Source organism: Mycolicibacterium lutetiense (assembly GCF_017876775.1).
In the GTDB taxonomy this organism is placed as follows: Bacteria; Actinomycetota; Actinomycetes; order Mycobacteriales; family Mycobacteriaceae; genus Mycobacterium; species Mycobacterium lutetiense.
Genome location: NZ_JAGIOP010000001.1, coordinates 1,553,914 through 1,571,541 on the forward strand (window position 1 = coordinate 1,553,914; position 17,628 = coordinate 1,571,541).

A 17,628-nucleotide genomic window follows, 5' to 3' on the forward strand; every position below is an offset into this window, starting at 1 on the left:
GCGTCAGAACAAGCGGGTCCCCGACCGGGTGAACACGAAGCCGTGCTTACCCGCGCGACACGCGAACATCCCGACCGACGGGTCGGGGCCGACCCCACACACCATGCCCGCCTGAAGATTGATCTTGTGCCCCGGCGGCAGTGCCAGGAAGTCGTTCGGATCGGGTGCACTGCCCGGCACCGGAGGATCCGCGGGCACAATCGTCGCCTCGGTATCCGGCCCGAACGACGTCTTCCAGTACCCGCCTCTGTCCGGCCGCGGCCCGTAACACCAGAGCCGGTGCAGATAGTCACGTGAATTGATCGAGCAGCGTTGGCCATCGGGTGTGGTGAAGGTGCTGCCGTTGAAGTACTGGCGGGTGTTCTCGGTGCCGTAGACGTCCTGGACGACGGGATAGCCCGACAGGTCGGGGAAGGCTGCTCGATCTGCCACAGCGACACCGCCCGACACTCGGCTGCAGGCCACGGCGCTGAGGGCCACGGCCGTCACCAGGGCGGCGCGCATCGCGATGTGCATGCCACCTCCTGGCCGCCGACGGTGTTCAACGACGTTGTCCCAGCATGCCACTCGGACCGGCCGCCGTCGCTGACCGGATCCACGGCAATCAGGCCCTAAGCTCTTGAGCGTGACGGTGTCCAAAGTCGAGCGGCTGATGAACCTTGTCATCGCCCTGCTGTCGACCCGCTCGTTTCTGCCTGCCGACAAGATCCGCACCAACGTGCAGGGTTACGCCGACAGCCCCAGTGACGAAGCGTTCTCCCGGATGTTCGAGCGCGACAAGAACGAATTGCGCGATCTGGGCATCCCGTTGGAGACGGGCCGGGTGTCGAAGTTCGATCCGACCGAGGGCTACCGCATCAACCGGGACGAGTATGCGTTGCCCCCGGTCCAGCTGACGAGCGATGAGGTGGCGGCGGTGGCGGTGGCCACTCAGCTGTGGCAGTCGCCCGAGTTGATCACTGCGACGCAGGGGGCCTTGCTGAAGTTGCGCGCCGCAGGCGTGGACGTCGATGCGGACGGGGCCGGTGTGGCCATCGCATCGACTGCGACGCTGCCCGGACTGCGCGGCGCCGAAGGGGTTCTGCAGATCCTGTTGTCGGCGATCGATTCCGGGCATGCGGTGCAGTTCCGGCACCGCGCCTCCCGCAACGTCGACCACACCAGCCGCAACGTCGAGCCGTGGGGTGTCGTCACCCATCGCGGCCGGTGGTATCTGGTCGGCCACGATCGTGACCGCGACGACACCCGTACCTTTCGCCTGTCACGCATCGATCCCGACGTCAGCACGGTCGGGCCGGCCGGCGCGGTGGTCAAACCGGAAGAGATCAATCTGCGTGACATCGTCGCCCGCGCGGTGGCCGAACAACCGACCGGTGAACAGGCCAGAGTGTGGATCGCCGGCGGCCGCGCCACCGCGCTGCGCCGTCAGGCGATCGAGACCGTGCCCCGCACGTTGGGCGGGCGCGCCGGGGAGGAGATCACCGTCGACATCGGAATGTTGGACCGGCTGGCCCGTGAGATCGCCGGCTACGGCGTCGACGCCGTCGCGCTGGAACCGCAGTCATTGCGCGACGACGTGGTGAGTCGGTTGCGGGCGCAGGCGGGTCGCGCATGAGGGCCAGCGAGGAGCCGGAGGCGGATCGCGCATGAGTCAGGTTTCCACCCGGTTGGTCCGGATGCTCAACATGGTGCCGTATTTCCAGGCCAACCCGAAGGTCACCCGCTCGGCGGCGGCGGCCGCCCTGGGGGTGACAGCGAAGCAGCTCGACGACGATCTGCGACAGCTGTGGATGTGCGGGCTGCCCGGCTACAGTCCCGGCGATCTGATCGATTTCGACTTCGAAGGCGATACCGTCGAAGTCACCTTCAGCGCCGGTGTCGATCGCCCGTTGCGCCTGACCTCGACGGAGGCCACCACCGTCCTGGTGGCTCTGCGTTCGCTCGTCGACGTGCCCGGGATGGTCGACCCCGAAGCCGCCCGCAGCGCCATCGCCAAGATCGAATCGGCGGCAGGCAGCCAACGCGCCGGTGTCGAGGAGGGGGTGCCCCAGGAAACCGGGACGGCAGCGGCGGTACGGGCCGCCGTGCGTGATGCTCGAGCGCTGACCTTGGAGTACTACTCGGCGTCACGTGACTCGCTGACTACCCGCACCGTGGACCCGATCCGCGTCGTGCTGATCGGTGACAACAGCTACCTGGAGGCGTGGTGCCGCACCGCCGAGGCGGTCCGGATGTTCCGGTTCGACCGGATCGTCGCCGCCGAGCGCCTCGCCGATGCCGCGGAGCCACCGTCGCCTGCGGTGCAGGCCGGCATCGACACCTCGCTGTTCGATCCCGACGCCGCGGACCCGTCGTTGCCGTCGGCAACGCTGCTCATTGACCCGTCCGCGTCGTGGATGTTCGACTACTACCCGTTACGGGTGGTCAATGAACTGCCAGACGGGGCGTGCGAAGCGGTGATGACGTACGCCTCGCCCGAGTGGATGGCGCGTTTCCTGCTCGGATTCGGTTCGGCGGTGCGGGTGTTGGACCCACCGGACCTCGCGCAGCGGGTGCAGGAATCTGCCGGCGAGGCGCTGCGTGTCTACGACGCCGACAACACACACGGGTAGACTCGGCGCAGACGTCTGGAGGTAACCAAATTGGGTGGTCTACAACCCTGGCACTGGATCATTGTCATCGCGGTGTTCGTGCTGCTTTTCGGCGCCAAGAAGCTGCCGGACGCAGCCCGGTCGCTCGGTAAGTCGATGCGGATCTTCAAGTCGGAGATCAAGGAGATGCAGTCGGATTCTGGGTCTTTTGGGGCCTCCTCCACGGAGACCCCGCCGGCCAAGCCGATCGTCTCCGAGCGGGTCGACACTCCTGCCCCTGAGCAGTCCCCGGACCGCCACACGGCCTGACCGGTCCGGCGCCCGATCGCGGTCAACGTCCCGCGATGACGCAGCGCGTCTACGACCAGGCCGTTAGAACACGCCCGTGACCTCCGGAATCATCAAGAAGCTCGATCCTCGGCGCCGCCGTTCGCGGGTCAACCCCGACGGCACCATGTCGTTGGTCGACCACCTGCACGAGCTGCGCAACCGTCTGTTGATTGCCGTGGCCGCCGTTGTGCTGACGACGATCTTCGGCTTCCTGTGGTACACCCACGGCTTCTTCGGCTTCGAGAGCCTGGGGGAATGGCTGCGCGGTCCGTACTGCGCGCTCCCGGCCTCGGCGCGCGCGACCATCGCACCCGACGGCGAGTGCCGCCTGCTGGCCACCGGCCCGTTCGACCAGTTCATGCTGCGTCTCAAGGTGGCGCTGGCGGCCGGGCTGGTGCTGGCCTGCCCGGTGTGGCTCTACCAGCTGTGGGCGTTCATCACCCCAGGCCTGTACAAGAAGGAACGCCGCTTCGCGATGGCGTTCGTCGGCCTCGGCGCCACATTGTTCATCGCCGGCGCGATCCTGGCCTACGTGGTGCTGGCCACCGCGCTGGGCTTCCTGCTGACCGTCGGCAGCGACGTGCAGGTCACCGCTCTGTCCGGCGACCAGTACTTCGGTTTCCTGATCAACCTGCTGCTGGTGTTCGGCATCAGCTTCGAGTTCCCACTGTTGATCATCATGCTCAATCTGGTCGGCATGCTCAGCTACGAGCGGCTCAAGGCCTGGCGACGCGGACTGATCTTTGGATTGTTCGTGTTCGCGGCGTTCGCCACCCCCGGGTCGGACCCGTTCACGATGCTGGCGCTGGCCTGCGCGCTCAGCCTGCTGCTGGAGTTCGCCATCCAGGTGGCGCGGATCAACGACAGGCGCAAGGCCCGGCGCGAGGCACAGGAGGTGCCCGAGGACGAGGCCGCGCCGATCCCGTCGGCCGAGCCGGTAGAGCAGCCGGCCCCGGTCGCGGGCGCGTCGCGAATCGACATCGACGACGATGCGACCTGACGCCGGTGACCAACCCGGCGGTGAGCTGACCAAGTTCACCGCCGAATATCCCTTTGCTCTCGACGACTTCCAGCTGCGTTCCTGCCGCGCACTGGAAGGTGGGCACGGCGTGCTGGTCTGTGCGCCCACCGGGGCGGGTAAGACCGTCGTCGGCGAGTTCGCCGTGCACCTGGCGCTGGCGGCCGGCGGCAAATGCTTCTACACCACCCCGATCAAGGCGCTGAGCAACCAGAAACACAACGACCTGGTGTCCCGCTACGGCGCCGACAAGATCGGGTTGCTGACCGGTGACCAGTCCATCAACGGTGACGCCGACATCGTGGTGATGACGACCGAAGTGCTGCGCAACATGCTGTACGCGAATTCGCCTGCACTGCACGGACTTTCCTACGTCGTGATGGACGAGGTGCATTTCCTGGCCGACCGGATGCGCGGAGCGGTGTGGGAGGAGGTGATCCTGCACCTGCCCGAAGAGGTGCTGCTGGTCAGCCTGTCCGCAACCGTCAGCAATGCCGAGGAGTTCGGTGGCTGGATCCAGACCGTCCGCGGTGATACCGCCGTCGTCGTCGACGAACACCGGCCCGTCCCGCTGTCGCAGCACATGCTCGTCGGCCGACGCATGTTCGATCTGTTCGAGGGGACGAACACTGCGGGCGGAGCCGCCCCGGCGGCGACATCAACCTTGGTCGACCCGGATCTGTTGCGCCACATCCGTCATCGACGTGAGGCCGACCGACTGACGGACTGGGAACCCCGTGGTCGTGGACGTGGCAGGGGCGGCGGCCGTCCCCAGCTGTACCGGCCGCCGAGTCGGCCCGACGTCATCGCCACCCTGGATTCCGCGGGGCTCCTGCCTGCCATCACCTTCGTGTTCTCGCGGGCCGGATGCGACGCGGCGGTCCAACAGTGCCTGCGGGCGCCGCTGCGGCTGACCACCGACGAGGAACGCAGCCGGATCGCCCAGATCATCGACCGGCGCTGTGCCGATCTCGCCGAATCCGACCTGATCGTGCTGGATTACCACCAGTGGCGCGAAGGCCTGCTGCGCGGGCTGGCCGCCCACCACGCCGGAATGCTGCCGGTCTTCCGGCACACCGTCGAGGAACTCTTCACCGCGGGCCTGGTCAAGGCCGTGTTCGCCACCGAAACCCTGGCCCTGGGCATCAACATGCCCGCGCGCACCGTGGTGCTCGAGCGGCTGGTGAAGTTCAACGGTGAGCAGCACGTTCCGCTGACGCCGGGGGAGTACACGCAGCTGACCGGGCGGGCCGGGCGCCGCGGCATCGACGTCGAGGGCCACGCCGTGGTGCTGTGGCGGCCCGACGACAGCAATGCCGAACCGGCCGAGGTTGCCGGTCTGGCTTCGACCCGCACCTTCCCCCTGCGCAGCTCGTTCGCACCGAGCTACAACATGACGATCAACCTGGTGCAGCAGATGGGGCCCGAACAGGCCCACAAACTGCTGGAACGATCCTTCGCGCAGTACCAGGCGGACCGATCGGTGGTCGGTTTGGTGCGCGGCATCGCGCGCGGCGAGCGGATGATGGGCGAGCTGGCGGCCGAATTCGGCGGCAAAGACGCACCGATCCTCGACTACGTCCGGCTGCGGGCCAAGATCGGGGAACGGGAGCGCGCCCAGTCCCGGGCGTCGCGGCTGCAGCGGCGCAAGGCCGCCACCCATGCGCTGGCCGAATTGCGCCGCGGCGACATCATCACCATCACCCAGGGGCGCCGCGGCGGGCTGGCGGTGGTGCTGGAGGCTGCCCAACGCGACAGCGATGACCCCCGGCCGCTGGTGCTGACCGAACACGGTTGGGCCGGCCGGATCTCGTCGGCCGACTACTCGGGTGCCTCAGCCCCGTTGGGCGCGATGTCCTTACCCAAGCGCGTCGAACACCGGCAGCCGCGGGTCCGTCGCGATCTGGCGTCGGCACTGCGGTCGGCGGCCGCAGATCTGTCGGTGCCCTCGAAGCGTGCGAGCCGTGGCGCCGCAGCACCCGAACGGGATGTCGATCCCGAACTGGCCGGGCTGCGTGAGGAACTGCGTCACCACCCGGCGCATCAGCTGCCGGACCGCGATGCCCAGGCCCGGATCGCCGAACGCTATCTGCGTATCGAACGTGACAACGCCCAGATCCAGCAGAAGGTGAACGCGGCGACGAACTCGCTGGCCCGCACCTTCGACCGGATCGTGACGCTGCTCAGCGAACGCGGATTCATAAAAGCGAACAACGACGGTGAACTCAAGCCGGATCTCAGCGTCACCGATGCCGGCCGACTCCTGGCCCGCATCTACAGCGAGAGCGACCTCCTGGTTGCCGAGTGTCTACGTGCCGGTCTGTGGCAAGGCCTGCAGCCGGCGGAACTGGCCGCGGTGCTCTCGGCGGTGCTGTTCGAGTCGCGAGGAGACAACGCGGGCGGTGCGCTGGGAGCCGACGTGCCCACCGCGGGCCTGCGCCGCGCGCTGGCCCAGACCCGGCGGATGTCGGTGGACCTGCGCGGCGACGAGCAGCGGCACCGGCTGGCCCCGGGCCGAGAACCCGACGAAGGATTCGTCACCGCCATCTACCGGTGGGCCACCACCGGTGATCTGGCCGCCGCACTCGCGGCCTCCGATGTGAATGGGTCGGGCTCGACGCTCTCGGCGGGCGATTTCGTGCGGTGGTGCCGCCAGGTGCTCGACTTGCTCGACCAGGTCCGTAATGCCGCGCCGCAATCGGCCCTGCGCAATACCGCGAAACGCGCTGTCAACGATGTTCGGCGCGGTGTTGTTGCTGTTGATGCGGGGTAGGGTGTGGCAGGCGTTACCGAACAGGATCAAGGAGAACCATGAGCGGACCGCAGGGATCTGACCAGGGACAGCAGTGGCCCGGTCAGCAGCCTGAGCCCGGGGCGGACCAGGCGTCGGGCGCCGAGGCATGGCAGCCGCCGACCCCCGCTTCCGAGGACGCCCAGACCAACGCTCCGGCCTGGCAGCCTCCGGCGTACACGCCGCAGCAGTACCCCTCGTACCCGCCGCAGCCGCAGGGCGTTCAGCAGCCGGATTATTCGCAGCCGCAACAGCCCCAGTACCCCGGGCCTGAGCAGTACGCCCAGCAGGCCTACCCGCAACCCGGCCAGCAGCCCCAGTACGGCCAGGTGCCCGGCTACGGGCAGCCTCCCCAGTACGGCCAGCCGGGTCAGCCGGGTCAGTTCGGTCAGCCAGGGCAATTCGGTCAACCGGGCCAGTACGGCGCCCCCGGCCAGTTCGGTCAGTACGGCATCCCGGGGGCCGAGCAGGGCTCCAAGACGTCACTCGGCGTAATCGGCGGTGTTGTCGGCGGCCTGGTGGCACTGTTGCTGATCATCTTGGCGGTGACCGCATTCTGGCTACCCGGCTGGGCGGTCACGACCAAGCTAGACATCGACAAGGCCCAGAGCGGCGTCGAGCAGATCCTGACCGACAAGACCAACGGCTACGGCGCCACCAAGGTCTCCGGCGTCAAGTGCAACGACGGTGAGAATCCGACCGTCAAGAAGGATTCGACCTTCGACTGCGAGGTCACCATCGACGGCACGAAGCGCAAGGTGACGGTGACCTTCAAGGATGACAAGGGCACCTACGAGGTCGGTCGGCCCAAGTAGCCTTCCCGGGCCACCCGTCGCGGCTCGCGCGGTCGCGTGACCCCACCAGGCGAGATCAGCCGGGCAGCCGGTCCAGGGCCGACTGCAACCGGCTGATCGACGAGGTCACCCCGTACGCCGCGGCCAGTTCGGCGACCCGGGCCGGGTCGTTGGCGGCCAGCGGCAGCTCATCGGTCTCAGCGGGCAGGGCCACAGGCGCATTCGTGGCCACCCGCACCACCGGTTCGGCCGCGGCCAGGTAGTCGGCAGCCGCCAGCAGCTTGGCCCGATGTGCTTTCGACAGTGAGGATTTCGGGTCCTGCGTGGCCTCCTGGATACCCTCCAGCGAGCGGTAGCGGGCCAGCAGCATCGCGGCGGTCTTCTCGCCGATTCCGGGAACCCCGGGCAACCCGTCGGAAGGGTCACCCCGCAGCAGGGCCAGCTCCGCATACGCCGGTCCGGCCCGGTCGATGGGAACCCCGTACTGTTCGGCGACTTCTTCCGGACCGAACTTCGTCGCCTTGGCCAGCCCGCGGCCGATGTAGAGCACACGCACTGCGGGCGCCGGCTCGTCGCGCACGAGTTGCAGCAGGTCGCGATCGCCACTGACCACCACCACCGGATCGTGCTGCTCACGGGTCGCCAGGGTGCCGAGCACGTCGTCGGCTTCGAACCCGGGCGCGCCGGCGGTCGCGATGCCGAATGCGTCGAGCAACTCCATGATCATGTCGACCTGGGGGATGAGTTCGTCGGGAACCTCTTCGACGTCGGGAGTGCCCTCAGGTTGGAGTTGCTCGACCCGGTGCGCCTTGTACGACGGCACCAGGTCGACGCGCCACTGCGGACGCCAGTCCTCGTCGAGGCACACCACCAGCCGGTGCGGACGTTCCCGGGTGATCAGCGTGGCGACCGAGTCGAGGAATCCCCGCACCGCGTTCACCTGTCGGCCGTCGGGCGCCTTGATCGAGGACGGGAGCCCGAAGTACGACCGGAACCACATGCTGGCGCCGTCGAGCAGCAGAACAGGGTCGCTCATTTGATCCTCCCGAAAACGTAGGACGCGGCGGTGACAGCCTTGCCGTCGGCACCCTCGTCGTGCAGGGTGGCCCGCACCGCAACGGTGCCGCCCGCACCGGACAATACCTGGGTGTCGACCCGGAACGGACCGGTCTTGCCGCGGGCGAGGAACATCACGTGTGACGAAAGCCCTTGCAGCGCATCGGTTTTTGCGGCTTTCGCCGCAGCTTCTGAGGCGGCGGTCTCCAGGACCACGAATTGTGGCCCGATGTGCAGTGCCGCGTCGGGTGAGGCCACCTCGACCGCCAGTTCCGGCAGTGTCCAGCGCCCGTCTGGGTGCTTGGCTCCGCCGAACACCTGCCACAGCGGCGGTAGGTCAGGACCGTCGACGATGTCGATGGGGTCGACGGGCATCTTCTCCAGGCCCTCCGGGGGCACGCCGATCGAGATGCCCTGCCCCTCGGTGAGCGCGATGACCCGGTCCGGATGGTCGGCGTCGACGATCACCGACCGGCTGTAGGCCAATTGCCTACCTTGCTTGAGCACTTCGGTGTCCACCCGGATGCGCTTCACGTCGCGCGCCGGGTCCAGGACCTGGCAGGAATGGATCACCGGGTTCGGCACGGCCTCCAGATCGCTCACCCCGCCACTGTCGGGCGAGGAGATGCCCAGCACCGCGAGCAGCAGACCACCGGACGAATTGCGCATGTCGCGGCGCAAGGTCACCGTGTCGTCGACCGGACCCAGATCCATCGAGGAGTAGGAACGCCCGAGGTAGCGGTAGCTCAGCAGGCCGCCCCAGCGCTTGCGCAGTTCGGCGGCGTACGCCGCGGGATCGTCGGTGAGATCGCGGATATCACGCAACATTCCAGCGACAGTAGCCGGTGCGGGGCGCCCGCCTGGACGGACACCACGTAGGCGCAGCGATTAGCCTCGACCCCATGACCGTCAGCCGATTCAGCACCGATGTCTACGCCCACCGTCTTGCGGCGGCCGCGTCAGCCGCCGCGGATGCCGGCCTGGCCGGTCTGGTGATCACCCCGGGCTATGACCTGCGGTACCTGATCGGCTCACGCGCGCAGACCTTCGAGCGGCTGACGGCGCTGGTTCTGCCGGTCGGCGGTGACCCGACCATCGTGGTGCCGCGTCTCGAGCTCGCCGCGCTGCGCGAATCATCTGTCACCGAACTCGGTGTGACGGTACGTGATTGGGTGGATGGACAGAACCCGTACCAGATGGTCGCCGATGTGCTCGGCGGGCCGGGCACCGCAGTGGCGGTGACCGATTCCATGCCCGCCCTGCACCTGCTGCCGCTGGCTGATCTGCTCGGCGTGGTTCCGGTACTGGCCACCGACGTGCTGCGACGGTTGCGGATGATCAAGGATCCCGCCGAGATCGACGCGCTGCGCAAGGCCGGCGCGGCCATCGACCGGGTGCATGCCCGGGTGCCCGCGTTCCTGGCGCCCGGCCGCACCGAGGCCGACGTGGCCGCTGACATCGCCGAAGCGATTGTCGCCGAAGGACATTCCGAGGTGGCGTTCATCATCGTCGGATCCGGACCCAACGGCGCCGACCCGCACCACGAATGCTCGGAGCGTGAGCTGAGCGCCGGTGACATCGTGGTGGTCGACATCGGCGGCCCGTACGAGCCCGGCTACAACTCCGACTCCACCCGCACCTACTCCATCGGTGAGCCGGATCCCGAGGTGGCGCGCCGCTACGCGGTACTGCAGCGGGCCCAAGCCGCGGCGGTCGCGGCCGTGCGCCCCGGGGTGACCGCCGAACAGATCGACGCGGCTGCCCGCGATGTACTGGCCGCCGAGGGGCTGGCCGAGGCTTTCGTCCACCGCACCGGACACGGCATCGGGCTGTCGGTGCACGAGGAGCCCTACATCGTGGAGGGCAACGACCTACCGCTGGAAGCCGGGATGGCCTTCAGCGTGGAGCCCGGCGTGTACTTCCCGGGGCACTGGGGTGCGCGGATCGAGGACATCGTCGTGGTCACCGAGGACGGTGCGGAGTCGGTCAACAACCAGCCCCACGATCTTGTCGTGGTGCCGGTGAACTAGGCCGGGCTCAGCCTTCGCTGCGGTCCAGCAGCTCCGAGGAACCCAGCACACGCTCGATCCGTACCTCGATCACCACGCGACGGGGGTTCACCCGGGGAGTGCGGTAGCGCTGGGCATACCGAAGCTCGGCGTCACGGACCGGGTCGGGCTCGCTGCTGACCGTGGACTTGCCCTCCAACGACAGCCAGCGCGCGCCGTCGACCTGGCTGAGCACCGCGATGCCACGCTCATGCGCGTTGACCGCCTTCTGCGAGCCGCCGTTGGTGATCACCCGCGCGATGTGCGTCTTCGGGTCGAAGGTGAAACCGACCGCCACGACGTGCGGCGAATTGTCCGAGCGCAGGGTGGTCAGCATCGCCAGGTGGCGTTCGGTGAGAAACGCCAGTGCCTCGCTGGTGAGCTTGGTGGTTGCCTTGCCACGAGATGTAGCCATCGGGGTCCACGCTAGCGCAGGACATAATCGCTGCCATGGAGGACACAGCAGACACGGCCGGGATTGCCGGCACGGATCCCCGTGTCGTGGTGATTTTCGGGGGGCGCAGCGAGATCGGCGTCGAAATCGCGGCGCGCCTCGCGGACGGGGCGGTCGTGGTGCTCGCCGCCCGCCGCGCCGGCGAGCTTGTCGAGCAGGTTGCGGCGGTACAGGCGGCTGGTGCCGTGGCGGTACACACGTCAGAGTTCGACGCCGACGACGTCGCCGGCCACACCCGCGTGGTGGAGGAGATCGAAACCGCGCTCGGACCGATCGACACCGCGGTCCTCGCATTCGGGGTCCTGGGCGATCAGGACCGCGCCGAGGCCGATCCGGCCCACGCCGTGGCCGTCGTGCACACCGACTACGTGGCCCAGGTCGGCCTGCTCACCGTGCTCGCGCAGCGCATGCGCGCCAGGGAGCGGGGCCGGCTGGTGGTGTTCTCCTCGATCGCCGGAGCCCGGGCCCGTCGTGCCAACTACGTCTACGGCTCGGCCAAGGCCGGTCTGGATGCGTTCGCGAGCGGGCTGACCGACGCCCTGCACGGCACCGCCGTGCAGCTGCTGATCGTGCGGCCCGGGTTCGTGATCGGCCGGATGACCGAGGGCATGGACCCGGCGCCGTTCTCCAGCACCCCGGCTCAGGTGGCCGAGGCCACTGCCAAGGCACTGGCCCGGGGCAAGAATGCAGTGTGGGTGCCGTGGGTGATCCGGCCGATGATCTTCGTGACGCGGTTCGTACCGCGGCCGATCTGGCGCAGGATGCCGCGGTGATGAGCGCTTGCGCGAAGAACAGAGTGAACTGATGAGCGCTTGCGCGAAGAACAGAGGGCACCGATGAGCCCGACGATCACCGTGGTCGGCATCGGGGCCGACGGGATGGCCGGATTGTCGCGCACCTCGCGCGATGAGTTGGCCGGCGCGACCGTGGTGTACGGGTCGCCGCGGCAATTGGAACTGCTCGATGACAGCGTGACGTCGAACCGTCGGGAGTGGCCGTCGCCGATGCTGCCGGCCCTGCCGACGCTGTTCGACGGAGCAGGCGATGTGCACGTGGTGGCCAGCGGTGATCCGCTGCTGCACGGCATCGGCGCGACGCTGATCCGGTTGTTCGGCGCGCAACGGGTCCGGGTGCTGCCGCAGGTGTCCAGCGTGACGCTGGCCTGCGCCCGGATGGGGTGGACGGTGCCCGACACCGAGGTGATCAGCCTGGTGACGGCTGCCCCGCACACCGCGGTGCGCCGCGGAGGGCGGGCGATCGTACTGTCCCGCGACGCGCAGACCCCGGCCACGCTGGCGCGGCTGCTGAACGAATCCGGCCGGGGCGACTCGGAATTGACCGTGCTGGAGCAATTGGGCGGGCCGGGGGAGCGTCGCCATGACGGCACCGCCCGGGAGTGGGCGACGGTCGGTCCGGTGGGCGTGGACGATCTCAACGTGGTGGCGGTGTCCTACCGCCCCGACGACCGTCGGGCCCAGGCGTTGCCCGACGAGGTGTTCGCCCACGATGGGCAGCTCACCAAGCAGTCCGTCCGGGCGGTCACCCTGGCGACGCTGGGGCCGCGGCCCGGGGAACTGCTGTGGGATGTCGGCTCGGGTTCGGGCAGCATCGCGATCGAATGGTCGCGCAGCGCACCGGGCTGTGCGGCCGTGGCATTCGAACGTGACGCGCAGCGCCGCGAACGGATCGTCAGCAACGTCGCGGCCTTCGGGGTCCGGGTGGATGTGCGGGGTGGTGCGCCCGATTCGCTCGACGGTGCGCCCGAGCCTGACGCGATCTTCATCGGCGGCGGTGTCACCCAACCCGGGCTGTTGCAGGCATGTTTCGACCGGCTGCCCGCGGGTGGGCGACTGGTGGTCAACGCGGTCACGCTGGAATCAGAAGCGGTTGTCGCGCAGTGGTATTCGAAGGAAGGCGGCGAGGTGCGGCGTTATCAGCACTACCAGGGCGGCGCGATCGGCGGGTTCACCGGCTGGCGCCCGGCGCTGCCCGTCACCCAGTGGGCGGTGGCCAAGCCATGACGGTGTACTTCATCGGTGCCGGCCCCGGCGCTGCCGACCTCATCACCGTGCGCGGTGCGCGGCTGCTCGGCAGCTGCCCGGTGTGTCTGTACGCCGGATCGATCATGCCCGACGATCTGTTGGCGTTATGCCCGGCCGATGCGAAGGTCATCGACACCGGGCCGCTGAACCTGGAGCAGATCATCGACGAGTTGGCTGCCGCGGACAAGGCGGGTGTCGACGTGGCACGGCTACATTCCGGCGACCCGTCGATCTACAGTGCGCTGGCCGAGCAGTGCCGCAGGCTCGACGAACTGGGAATCGGGTACGAGATCGTGCCGGGCGTACCGGCATTCGCCGCGGTGGCCGCCGCGCTGGGCCGTGAGCTCACGGTCCCCGGCGTCGCGCAGACCGTGACCTTGAGCCGGGTGGCCACCCTGTCCACGGCGATGCCCGAAGGTGAGGACCTGCACACCTTGTCGGCACCGGGAGCAACGCTGGTGCTGCATCTGGCCGCGGCCCAGATCGACAACATCGTCCCGCAGCTCCTCGATGGTGGGTACCGTCCCGAAACCCCCTGCGCCGTGGTGGCATTCGCCAGCTGGCCGCAGGAGATCGTGTTGCGCGGAACGCTGGCTGACATCGCCGAGAAGATGCACGCGGCCGCGGTGACCAAGACCGCGGTCATCGTGGTCGGCGATGTGCTTGCCGCCGAAGGATTCTCCGACAGCTACCTGTACTCGTCGGATCGGCGTCGGGGAGCCACCCACTGATGAAGGTTCTGTTGCTCGGCGGAACCGGGGAGGCCCGCGCCCTGGCCGCCGCGTTGCACCCTGAGGTCGAGGTGATCAGCTCGCTGGCCGGGCGGGTGCCGGATCCGGCGCTGCCGGTCGGCCCGGTGCGTATCGGCGGATTCGGCGGCGTCGAGGGGCTGCGGCGCTGGCTGCTGGATGCCGCGGTGGACGCCGTTGTTGATGCCACCCATCCGTTTGCGGCCACCATCACCGCGCACGCCGCGCAGGTGTGTGCCGAACTCGGGGTGCCCCACCTGGTGCTGGCCCGGCCGGCCTGGCCCGCGGGCTCGGCGATCGTGGTCGGATCGGACCGGGAGGCGGCCGAAGCCGTGACGGCAAACGGTTACTCGCGCGTGTTCCTCACCACCGGCAGATCCGGCACCCGCGCATTCAGAGATGTCGACGCCTGGTTCCTGATCCGGGCGGTCACCCCGCCGGATCCCGACACACTGCCCGTCGATCACCAACTGCTCCTGTCCCGCGGCCCCTACGACTACGACGGGGAGCTGGCCCTGCTGCGGGAGCATCGCATCGAAGCCCTGGTGACCAAGAACAGCGGTGGGGCGATGACCGAGCCCAAGCTGCGCGCCGCCGCGACGGCAGGGGTGGCGGTGGTCATGGTGGACCGTCCACCGCTGCCGGCCGGGGTGCACACGGTGGCCACGGTCGAGGAGGCGGCGGGCTGGGTTAGGGCCAATACCGTTCAGTTAAGACTACGAGGGTGTAGTTTGTGAGGCATGCCTCGTGCGGGTTGGCGTAAGCCGGAGTCGGATCGTCGGTTGTCGGACTTGGTGTCGGTGGGCGTGCTGACACGGGTGTTCCCGCCGGCGTTGGTTGATGAGGTGATCGCTGCCTCGGGTCGGACTCAGGTGCGTCATCGTGCGTTACCTGCGCGGGTGATGGCCTACTTCGCGATCGGGATGGGCCTGTACTCCGATGGTTCCTATGAAGATGTGTTGTCGCAGTTGACTGATGGTTTGGCGTGGGCTTCTGGGTGGCGTGAGCAGTATCAGTTGCCCAGCAAGTCGGCGATTTTCCAGGCTCGGGAGCGGCTGGGATCTGCACCGTTGGCGCAGTTGTTCGCGCGGGTGGCTGCTCCGGTGGGCAGGCCGAACACGCCGGGGGTATGGCTGGCGGGGCGGCGGTTGGTCGCGATCGACGGGACGTGCCTGGATGTGGCGGACACGCCGGTCAACGAGGAGTTCTTCGGCCGGCCGGGAGTGAACAAGGGTGAGAAGTCGGCGTTCCCGCAGGCGCGGTTGTTGGCGGCCGCCGAGTGCGGCACACATGCGATCTTCGCCGCCACGATTGGCGCCTACCGAGACTCAGAAACCACCTTGATCGAGAACCTGCTCACGGCCTTGACTCCAGGCATGTTGGTGTTGGCCGATCGTGGATTCTTCTCATATGCGTTGTGGCGTAACGTTTCTAGAACCGGGTCAGATCTGTTGTGGCGGGTGAGCACCGGCAGGAACGGCCCCTCTCCGGTGCATGTCGAAAACCTGCCTGACGGTTCCTGGCTGGCGCATCTGCGCGCTGACAAGGACCGGCACAGCGAGCCGATGCTGGCCCGGATCATCGACTACACCCTCGAGGACGGCCGTGAGAATCCCACCGTCTACCGGCTGGTGACCACGATGCTCGACCCGGTCGAAGCGCCTGCGCTGGATCTCGCCGCCGCCTATGCCCAGAGGTGGGAAATTGAGAGCGTCTTCGACGAACTCAAGACCCACCAGCGCGGATCGAAAGTGGTGTTGCGCTCGAAATCCCCGGACCTAGTGCTCCAGGAAATCTGGGGATACCTGTGCTGCCACTACGCGATTCGCTCCCTCATGACCCAAGCCGCCGACCATGCCGGGCGCGATCCTGACCGCCTCAGCTTCACCGCTGCGCTACGCATCGTGCGCCAGTCCGTCGCCCAGCAGGGTGCTTTTTCCCCCTAACCACTCTCGATCTGCAGATCGACACTGGCAGGCGTTCCTCCGTCGCCTCCTTGATCGCCTCATCCCAGCACGACGGCGGCGATCAGCACCACGAGTCATCAAACGCAAAATGCCCAAATGGCACGTGAAAAGAGCACATCACGCGGACTGGCCTGAGCCCCGCCACCCGCCAAACATCTCTATCCACCGCTGTTAACTGAACGGTATTGGGGTTAGGGCCGAAAGCGCAGGCTGACGCACCCGGCCGCAGTAGGCTCCGAACGTGGCGGAGACGTCATACGCACCGTGCGGCGGTCTGAGTCTCGCCTATCAGGTATTCGGCGACGGACCCGTCGAGCTGGTCTATGCCGGGTCGTTCGTCAGTCACCTCGAGGTGTTCTGGACCATGCCCGAGTTCGAGGCCTTCATGGAACGGTTCTCGACCTTCTGTCGTGTCCTGTTGTTCGACAAGGCCGGTGTGGGCCTGTCCGACCCTGTTCCGCAGGTGCGCACCCTGGACGATCGGGCCGCCGAGATCGAGGCCGTGATGGATGCCGCGGGCTTCGAGCGGGCGGTGCTGTTCGGATTGAGCGAAGGTGGGCCGGCCGCCATGGTGTTCGCAGCAACCCGGCCTGAGCGGACTCGGGCCCTGATCCTTGCCGGCACATTCGCCTACTTCGGGATCTCAGGGTGGGACGACTTCGACCGCGATCCCGCCGAGCTGCGGGCGCGGGTCCTTGCCGAGGTGGGTGAGCTCTATGCGCCCACGACCGAGCAGTTCGCCCAGTTCCAGGAGTTCGGTCGCGCCAGCGCCTCGGCGTGGGGTACCGGTAAAGCGCTCAGATGCCTGCTCCCGACGTTCGGGTCGGTCCGCCAACTCGGGATGTTCGAGCGGATGAGCGCCAGCCCGGGTATGGCCCGGGCCACCCTGCAAGCGGCGTTCCGGATCGACGTCCGGCCGATCCTGCCGACAATCGCGGTGCCCGCCCTGGTCATCCATGCCACCGGCGACCTCGTTCCGGTCCAGGGCGGGCGGTATCTCGCCGACCACATCCCGGGCGCGCGGATGCTTGAGCTCGACGGCACCGACCATGCGCCGTGGATCACCAACCCTGACGAAATCAGCAGCGCAATCGAGGAATTCCTCACCGGCAGTCATGCCGCACCGTCGCAGTCCCACCGGGCTCTGCGCACCGTTCTGTTCACCGACATGGTCGCCTCCACACAGCACGCCGCGGCGACCGGCGACGAGCGGTGGCGGACGGTGCTCCATCGAATGGGGGAGATCACCGCAGACCTGACCGGTCGATTCGGCGGCGTCGTGGTGAAGAGCACCGGCGACGGCCACCTCGCCACGTTCGACGGTCCGACGCAGGCGATTCGCTGCGCGGAGGCCCTGCGCGATCAGACCGAGTCCATGGGTATCGAGATCCGAGCCGGCATCCACACCGGCGAATGCGAACTGCTGGACGGTGATATCGGCGGAATCGCGGTCCATATCGCGGCACGCATCCTCGGCCTGGCCGGCGCCGGGGAAATCCTGGTGTCCAGCACTGTCCGCGATCTGGTGGTGGGCTCGGGAACCGGCTTCGAGGACCGCGGCGATGTCCAGCTGCGTGGGGTGCCCGGCACCTGGCGACTCCTCGCGGTGGATCGTCACGGCGCCCGCGCGGGAACACCCGAGGCGGAACTGGCTTCGGTACCGACCCCGGGACCCCGGCCGACGATGCGCCGATCGGATCACGCCATGGCGGTGATGGCGAGGCGAATGCCCCGGATCGTGCGCGGGATTGCCCGCGTCACCCCGGGCGCCCGCCTCACGTGATTGCC

The 17,628-nt window shown here is 68.1% G+C and carries 17 protein-coding genes; 13 read left to right on the forward strand and 4 right to left on the reverse strand.

The window, feature by feature from the left end; translation table 11 throughout:
- Positions 1-3: 3 nt before the first annotated feature.
- Positions 4-516, reverse strand: a complete 513-nt coding sequence (locus tag JOF57_RS07465) for a hypothetical protein (RefSeq protein WP_209915369.1) — start codon at positions 514-516, stop codon at positions 4-6.
- Positions 517-625: 109 nt separating this feature from the next.
- Here JOF57_RS07465 and JOF57_RS07470 point away from each other — a divergent pair, with 109 nt between their 5' ends.
- The 6 genes from JOF57_RS07470 to JOF57_RS07495 all read left to right on the forward strand — a co-directional run bounded on the left by JOF57_RS07470 (position 626) and on the right by JOF57_RS07495 (position 7,545).
- Positions 626-1,615, forward strand: coding sequence for a helix-turn-helix transcriptional regulator (locus JOF57_RS07470; protein ID WP_209915371.1), 990 nt, complete (start codon positions 626-628; stop codon positions 1,613-1,615).
- Positions 1,616-1,646: 31 nt separating this feature from the next.
- A complete protein-coding gene (locus JOF57_RS07475) occupies positions 1,647-2,612 on the forward strand; it encodes a helix-turn-helix transcriptional regulator (protein ID WP_209915373.1) in 966 nt (321 codons plus the stop codon).
- 30 nt (positions 2,613-2,642) lie between these two features.
- Positions 2,643-2,900, forward strand: coding sequence for a Sec-independent protein translocase subunit TatA (tatA, locus tag JOF57_RS07480; RefSeq protein ID WP_209915375.1), 258 nt, complete (start codon positions 2,643-2,645; stop codon positions 2,898-2,900).
- Positions 2,901-2,976: 76 nt separating this feature from the next.
- Positions 2,977-3,921, forward strand: coding sequence for a twin-arginine translocase subunit TatC (gene tatC, locus JOF57_RS07485; protein ID WP_209915377.1), 945 nt, complete (start codon positions 2,977-2,979; stop codon positions 3,919-3,921).
- Positions 3,911-6,712 carry a DEAD/DEAH box helicase gene (locus JOF57_RS07490; RefSeq protein ID WP_209915379.1) on the forward strand — a complete coding sequence of 934 codons (2,802 nt, stop codon included), beginning with the start codon at positions 3,911-3,913 and terminating at the stop codon, positions 6,710-6,712. Before tatC ends, JOF57_RS07490 begins: the two co-directional genes overlap by 11 nt.
- 38 nt (positions 6,713-6,750) lie before the next feature.
- Positions 6,751-7,545: a DUF4333 domain-containing protein gene (locus tag JOF57_RS07495; RefSeq protein WP_209915380.1), complete on the forward strand. Its 795-nt coding sequence runs from the start codon at positions 6,751-6,753 to the stop codon at positions 7,543-7,545.
- 55 nt (positions 7,546-7,600) lie between these two features.
- On the opposite strand, the gene JOF57_RS07500 is transcribed toward JOF57_RS07495, so the two are convergent.
- The gene (locus JOF57_RS07500) at positions 7,601-8,560 is read right to left on the reverse strand and encodes a 5'-3' exonuclease (RefSeq protein ID WP_209915382.1); all 960 of its coding nucleotides are present in this window, start codon (positions 8,558-8,560) and stop codon (positions 7,601-7,603) included.
- Positions 8,557-9,408, reverse strand: coding sequence for a hypothetical protein (locus JOF57_RS07505; protein WP_209915384.1), 852 nt, complete (start codon positions 9,406-9,408; stop codon positions 8,557-8,559). The genes JOF57_RS07500 and JOF57_RS07505 overlap by 4 nt, the downstream gene beginning before the upstream one ends.
- Before the next feature lie 74 nt (positions 9,409-9,482).
- Between JOF57_RS07505 and JOF57_RS07510 the strand changes: the two genes are divergently transcribed.
- Positions 9,483-10,610 (forward strand): M24 family metallopeptidase, encoded by a 1,128-nt coding sequence (locus JOF57_RS07510; protein WP_209915386.1) that lies wholly within the window; start codon positions 9,483-9,485, stop codon positions 10,608-10,610.
- Between the two features lie 7 nt (positions 10,611-10,617).
- Here the strand turns inward: JOF57_RS07510 and JOF57_RS07515 are convergent, their stop codons facing one another.
- Positions 10,618-11,043 carry a F420-dependent biliverdin reductase gene (locus tag JOF57_RS07515; protein WP_209915388.1) on the reverse strand — a complete coding sequence of 142 codons (426 nt, stop codon included), beginning with the start codon at positions 11,041-11,043 and terminating at the stop codon, positions 10,618-10,620.
- Between the two features lie 35 nt (positions 11,044-11,078).
- On the opposite strand from JOF57_RS07515, the gene JOF57_RS07520 reads away from it, so the two are divergent.
- The 6 genes from JOF57_RS07520 (at position 11,079) to JOF57_RS07545 (ending at position 17,623) form a co-directional block, all read left to right on the forward strand.
- Entirely contained in the window at positions 11,079-11,855 is a 777-nt protein-coding gene (locus JOF57_RS07520; RefSeq protein WP_209915390.1) for a decaprenylphospho-beta-D-erythro-pentofuranosid-2-ulose 2-reductase, read from the forward strand.
- Positions 11,856-11,918: 63 nt separating this feature from the next.
- Positions 11,919-13,103 carry a precorrin-6y C5,15-methyltransferase (decarboxylating) subunit CbiE gene (gene cbiE, locus JOF57_RS07525; protein WP_209915392.1) on the forward strand — a complete coding sequence of 395 codons (1,185 nt, stop codon included), beginning with the start codon at positions 11,919-11,921 and terminating at the stop codon, positions 13,101-13,103.
- Complete coding sequence (gene cobM / locus JOF57_RS07530) at positions 13,100-13,855, forward strand: precorrin-4 C(11)-methyltransferase (RefSeq protein ID WP_209915394.1); 756 nt, start codon at positions 13,100-13,102, stop codon at positions 13,853-13,855. The genes cbiE and cobM overlap by 4 nt, the downstream gene beginning before the upstream one ends.
- Positions 13,855-14,610: a cobalt-precorrin-6A reductase gene (locus JOF57_RS07535; RefSeq protein ID WP_209915396.1), complete on the forward strand. Its 756-nt coding sequence runs from the start codon at positions 13,855-13,857 to the stop codon at positions 14,608-14,610. Before cobM ends, JOF57_RS07535 begins: the two co-directional genes overlap by 1 nt.
- A gap of 3 nt (positions 14,611-14,613) precedes the next feature.
- Positions 14,614-15,819: an IS4 family transposase gene (locus JOF57_RS07540; protein WP_209915397.1), complete on the forward strand. Its 1,206-nt coding sequence runs from the start codon at positions 14,614-14,616 to the stop codon at positions 15,817-15,819.
- 262 nt (positions 15,820-16,081) lie between these two features.
- Positions 16,082-17,623 carry an adenylate/guanylate cyclase domain-containing protein gene (locus tag JOF57_RS07545; protein WP_209915399.1) on the forward strand — a complete coding sequence of 514 codons (1,542 nt, stop codon included), beginning with the start codon at positions 16,082-16,084 and terminating at the stop codon, positions 17,621-17,623.
- Positions 17,624-17,628: the final 5 nt, after the last annotated feature.

Excerpts from the sequence above, each read along its gene's own strand:
- cbiE (WP_209915392.1), top strand. The coding sequence starts at position 11,919 with ATGAGCCCGACGATCACCGTGGTCGGCATCGGGGCCGACGGGATGGCC.
- JOF57_RS07495 (WP_209915380.1), top strand. The coding sequence starts at position 6,751 with ATGAGCGGACCGCAGGGATCTGACCAGGGACAGCAGTGGCCCGGTCAG.
- JOF57_RS07475 (WP_209915373.1), top strand. The coding sequence starts at position 1,647 with ATGAGTCAGGTTTCCACCCGGTTGGTCCGGATGCTCAACATGGTGCCG.
- JOF57_RS07535 (WP_209915396.1), top strand. The coding sequence starts at position 13,855 with ATGAAGGTTCTGTTGCTCGGCGGAACCGGGGAGGCCCGCGCCCTGGCC.
- JOF57_RS07510 (WP_209915386.1), top strand. The coding sequence starts at position 9,483 with ATGACCGTCAGCCGATTCAGCACCGATGTCTACGCCCACCGTCTTGCG.
- JOF57_RS07500 (WP_209915382.1), bottom strand. The coding sequence starts at position 8,560 with ATGAGCGACCCTGTTCTGCTGCTCGACGGCGCCAGCATGTGGTTCCGG.
- JOF57_RS07540 (WP_209915397.1), top strand. The coding sequence starts at position 14,614 with ATGCCTCGTGCGGGTTGGCGTAAGCCGGAGTCGGATCGTCGGTTGTCG.
- JOF57_RS07490 (WP_209915379.1), top strand. The coding sequence starts at position 3,911 with ATGCGACCTGACGCCGGTGACCAACCCGGCGGTGAGCTGACCAAGTTC.
- JOF57_RS07465 (WP_209915369.1), bottom strand. The coding sequence starts at position 516 with ATGCACATCGCGATGCGCGCCGCCCTGGTGACGGCCGTGGCCCTCAGC.
- JOF57_RS07505 (WP_209915384.1), bottom strand. The coding sequence starts at position 9,408 with ATGTTGCGTGATATCCGCGATCTCACCGACGATCCCGCGGCGTACGCC.
- JOF57_RS07515 (WP_209915388.1), bottom strand. The coding sequence starts at position 11,043 with ATGGCTACATCTCGTGGCAAGGCAACCACCAAGCTCACCAGCGAGGCA.
- cobM (WP_209915394.1), top strand. The coding sequence starts at position 13,100 with ATGACGGTGTACTTCATCGGTGCCGGCCCCGGCGCTGCCGACCTCATC.
- JOF57_RS07520 (WP_209915390.1), top strand. The coding sequence starts at position 11,079 with ATGGAGGACACAGCAGACACGGCCGGGATTGCCGGCACGGATCCCCGT.